Origin of the sequence: Nitratidesulfovibrio oxamicus (assembly GCF_015731765.1) — a bacterium.
GTDB lineage: Bacteria > Desulfobacterota > Desulfovibrionia > Desulfovibrionales > Desulfovibrionaceae > Cupidesulfovibrio > Cupidesulfovibrio oxamicus.
The window spans coordinates 1-3,771 of sequence record NZ_VRYY01000250.1 but is presented as its reverse complement, the minus strand read 5'-3'; the positions used below and the strand labels follow the sequence as shown (position 1 = coordinate 3,771).

General features: G+C 67.6%; 4 protein-coding genes. 1 reads left to right on the top strand and 3 read right to left on the bottom strand.

The features are described from left to right. Positions 1-842, top strand: an 842-nt coding sequence (locus tag FVW20_RS09570; protein WP_443677867.1) for a hydroxymethylglutaryl-CoA lyase-like TIM-barrel protein, incomplete at its 5' end; no start/stop codon positions are given. A gap of 382 nt (positions 843-1,224) precedes the next feature. Here the strand turns inward: FVW20_RS09570 and FVW20_RS09565 are convergent. The 3 genes from FVW20_RS09565 to FVW20_RS09555 all read right to left on the bottom strand — a co-directional run. Then, a complete protein-coding gene (locus FVW20_RS09565) occupies positions 1,225-1,929 on the bottom strand; it encodes an ABC transporter ATP-binding protein (RefSeq protein WP_015946238.1) in 705 nt (234 codons plus the stop codon). Next, on the bottom strand, positions 1,922-2,734 hold the full coding sequence (locus FVW20_RS09560) for an ABC transporter ATP-binding protein (RefSeq protein WP_196609244.1): 813 nt from the start codon (positions 2,732-2,734) through the stop codon (positions 1,922-1,924). The genes FVW20_RS09565 and FVW20_RS09560 overlap by 8 nt, the downstream gene beginning before the upstream one ends. After that, the coding region (locus tag FVW20_RS09555; RefSeq protein ID WP_196609243.1) for an ABC transporter permease subunit at positions 2,734-3,771 on the bottom strand (1,038 nt) is incomplete at its 5' end. The genes FVW20_RS09555 and FVW20_RS09560, both read right to left, overlap by 1 nt.

The window sequence follows — 3,771 nt, the reverse complement described above, 5'->3', positions numbered from 1 at the left end:
GCCACGCCGCCGCGCACGGGGCGCACCGGGTGCGCCTGAGCGACACGGTGGGGCTGTACACCCCGCTGGAGGTGGCGGACATGGTGCGCGCACTGCGCGCGGAGCTGGAAGCCGCCCGTCAGGACGGCATAGCCCCGCGTGCCCGCCGGGTATCCATCGGCACCCATTTCCACAACGACTGCGGCATGGCCACGGCCAACGCACTTACCGCGCTGGAGTGCGGGGCGGACTGCGCCGACGTTTCGGTGCTGGGGCTTGGCGAGCGGGCAGGGGTGGCCCGGCTGGAGGAACTGGCCGCCGCCCTGATGGTGCGCGGCAGGGCCGGGTTCGACCTTGCCCCCCTGCGCGGCCTATGCGCTCACGTGGCCCAGGCCGCCTCGCTGTCCGTGCCGCGTCACTGGCCCGTGGCCGGACGCGACATCTTTGCCGTGGAAAGCGGACTGCATGCCCATGGCGTGCGGCGCGACCCCAGCCTGTTCGAACCCTTTCCGCCGGAGCTGGTGGGCGGCAGCCGCCGCATGGGCGTGGGACGCAAGAGCGGCGTCGCCGCCGTTGCCGCCGCGCTGGCCGAACTGTCCATCCTGCCACCGCCGGACGAACTGCCCGCCATCGTCGAGGCGGTGCGCGAGCTTTCCGCCACCCTGCGCCGCCCGCTGACCACGGCGGAACTCGTCGATTTGGCGCAACGCCCCGGCAGCGTCGGCGGAAAGCTTCATGCCCCGCAATCCGGCCTTGCCGTCGCCGCCCTGGCATCGGCACGCGGCTCAACCACAGACAACAACCGGCAACCGCGCCGCGCCGATCAAGTCCGGCGCGGTCCGACACCCACAAGGGAGGCATGACACCATGCGCCTGCTCTTCACCATCGTGGCCGTAGCCATGGCCTCCGCCATGCTTACGGCGCTTGTCCTCGGCCCGCTGCCTGCCTGACCGCGACCGAACACGGCAACGCCGCGTCCATCAGGAGCGCGGCTCTGTCGCGGCGGCCCCGCGAACAACGGGCTCTGATACGGGGGCCGCCGTCCCTCCTCCGCATGGATCGGGACGGACGGCCCCTATTCATGTTCCGCCGGGGCGAAGCCCGGCATCCTGCCGGCCTCCGGGCGCGTCTGGCCGCTCCCCCCCGCCAGACAAAAAAGAGCGGCCCTCCCCTTTCGGAAAGGACCGCCCACGCCAGGCAATGCTTGCCCCCCGCGTGCGGGGCCATGTGTCTGACCGCCCCGGCTACATGCCGAGGTAGGCCTTTTTCACGTCTTCGTTCACCAGCAGGTTGGCTGCCGTATCTTCCAGGGTGATGCGCCCGGTTTCCATGACGTAGGCGCGGTGGGCGATCTTCAGTGCCTGGTTGGCGTTCTGCTCCACCAGGAACACCGTGGTGCCGTCGGCATTGATCTTGCGGATGATGTCGAAGATCTGCTGGATGATGATGGGCGCAAGACCCAGCGAGGGTTCGTCCAGCAGCAGCAGGCGCGGCCTGCCCATGATGGCGCGCGAGATGGCCAGCATCTGCTGCTCGCCGCCGGAAAGGGTGCCCCCGGCCTGCTTGCGGCGCTGGGCCAGAATGGGGAACAGGCCGAAAATGTAGTCCAGGTCGCGGGCGATGCCGTCCTTGTCGTTGCGCAAGAACGCGCCAAGGTCCAGGTTTTCCTGCACCGTCAGGTCGGGGAAGATCAACCGGCCTTCCGGCACCTGGCTGATGCCCAGACGCACGATCTCGTTGGGCTTCATGGTGTGGATGGGCTTGCCCTCGAAGAGCACCTCGCCGGTGCGCGGGGGCACCGCGCCGCACACGGTCATCAGCGTGGTGGTCTTGCCCGCGCCGTTGGCGCCGATGAGGGTGACGATCTCGCCCTGGCCGATGGTCAGGTTGATGTCGCGCAGGGCCTGGATGTTGCCGTAGAAGGCATTGACGTTACGCAGCTCAAGCATGGGATTCCTCGCCCAGATAGGCCTTGATGACCCTGGGATTCTTGCTCACTTCCTCGGGGGTGCCCTCGGCGATCTTCGAACCGTACTCCATGACGTAGATGCGGTCCGACAGCGACATGACCATGCTCATGTCGTGCTCGATGAGCAGCACGGAAAGTTCGTGGCGCTCGCGGATCTCGATGACGAGTTCCTTGAGTTCGTGGGTTTCCTGCGGGTTCATGCCCGCGGCGGGTTCGTCGAGGCAGAGCAGGAAGGGTTCCGTGGCCAGGGCGCGGGCAATCTCCAGCCTGCGCTGGGCGCCGTACGGCAGGTTGCGCGCCTCGTCCCTGTAGTGCTGGTGCAGGTTCACGCTTTTCAGCAGCGCGTAGCTTTCCTCGACTATGCGCTGTTCCTCGGCGCGGGTCCTGGGGTCGCGCAGCAGCGCGCCCAGAATGCCCGCACGGGTGCGGCAATGGCGCCCGATCATCACGTTTTCCAGCACGCTCATGGTGGGGAACAGCCGGATGTTCTGGAAGGTGCGCGACATGCCCAGCGCGGTGACCTGGCTGGCCTTCAGGCCGTTGACGGTGACGGTGCGCCCGTCGCGCGGGGTCACGTGGACGGTGCCTTCGGTGGGCACGTAGATGCCGGTGATGCAGTTGAAGAACGTGGTCTTGCCCGCACCGTTGGGGCCGATGAGCGCCACGATCTCGCCCTGGCGCACTTGCAGGTCAACTTCGTTCAGGGCGCGCAGGCCCCCGAAGTTCATGGAAATGGAACGGACGTCGAGTACGACGGCAGCCGCATTGGCGGTGGTTGCGGACATCAGGCGTTGCCTCCGGCGGCGGGGCGCGCCGCGTCAGCACCGGCGTCTCGGGCGCCGGGCACGTTGTACTTGGTGCGCCCCGGCGAAACGAGGCCCTGCGGGCGGAAGACCATCATCAGCACCATGGTCGCGCCGAAGATGAGCATGCGATACTCGGAGAACGCGCGCAGGTATTCGGGCAGCAGGATGAGCACCAGCGCGCCCACCGACACCCCGATGACCGAGCCCATGCCCCCCAGCACCACCATGGCGAGCACCATGGCCGATTCGAGGAAGGTGAAGCTGGCGGGGTTGATGAAGGTGGTCTTGGCCGCGAAGATGACCCCCGCGAAGCCCGCCCAGCACGCGCCCAGCGCGAACGCGGTGAGCTTGGTGGTGGTGATGTCGATGCCCATGGCCTGGCAGGCGATTTCATCCTCGCGCAGGGCCTGCCACGCGCGGCCGATGCGCGAATTCTTCAGGCGCGTCACCGCAAGGATGGTGACGATGACCGCCGCCAGGATGAGATAGTAGATGTAGGTGGTGGCGTCGCTGACCGAAAGCTGCATGCCGAACAGGCCGGGCCGGTCGATGTTGGCGATGCCGCTGGGTCCCTGCGAAAAACTGCTCCAGTTTTCCAGCACCAGGCGGATGATTTCGCCAAAGCCCAGGGTGACGATGGCCAGGTAGTCGCCGCGCAGGCGCAGCACCGGAAAGCCCAGCAGGATGCCGAACAGCGCGGCCATGGCCCCGCCGATGGGCAGCACCGACCAGAAGCCGAGGTCGAAGTTGCTGTTCAGGATGGCGTAGGAGTAGGCGCCCACGGCGTAAAAGGCCACGTAGCCCAGCACCAGCTGGCCCGAAAGGCCCACCACGATGTTCAGGCCAAGGCCGAGCATCACGTAGAGCAGCGCGGAAATCATGATGTTGGTCTGGTAGGTGGAAACCACCCACGGCAGCACCAGGAACGCGGCCAGCAGCACGGCCAGGGCGGGCACGGCGGCCTTGGGGTCGCTGCGCAGGCGCTCGAACCACGCCCCGCGCGCGGACATGGCGCC

Coding starts and splice junctions, on each gene's coding strand:
- FVW20_RS09565 (WP_015946238.1), bottom strand. CDS start 1,929: ATGCTTGAGCTGCGTAACGTCAATGCCTTCTACGGCAACATCCAGGCC.
- FVW20_RS09560 (WP_196609244.1), bottom strand. CDS start 2,734: ATGTCCGCAACCACCGCCAATGCGGCTGCCGTCGTACTCGACGTCCGT.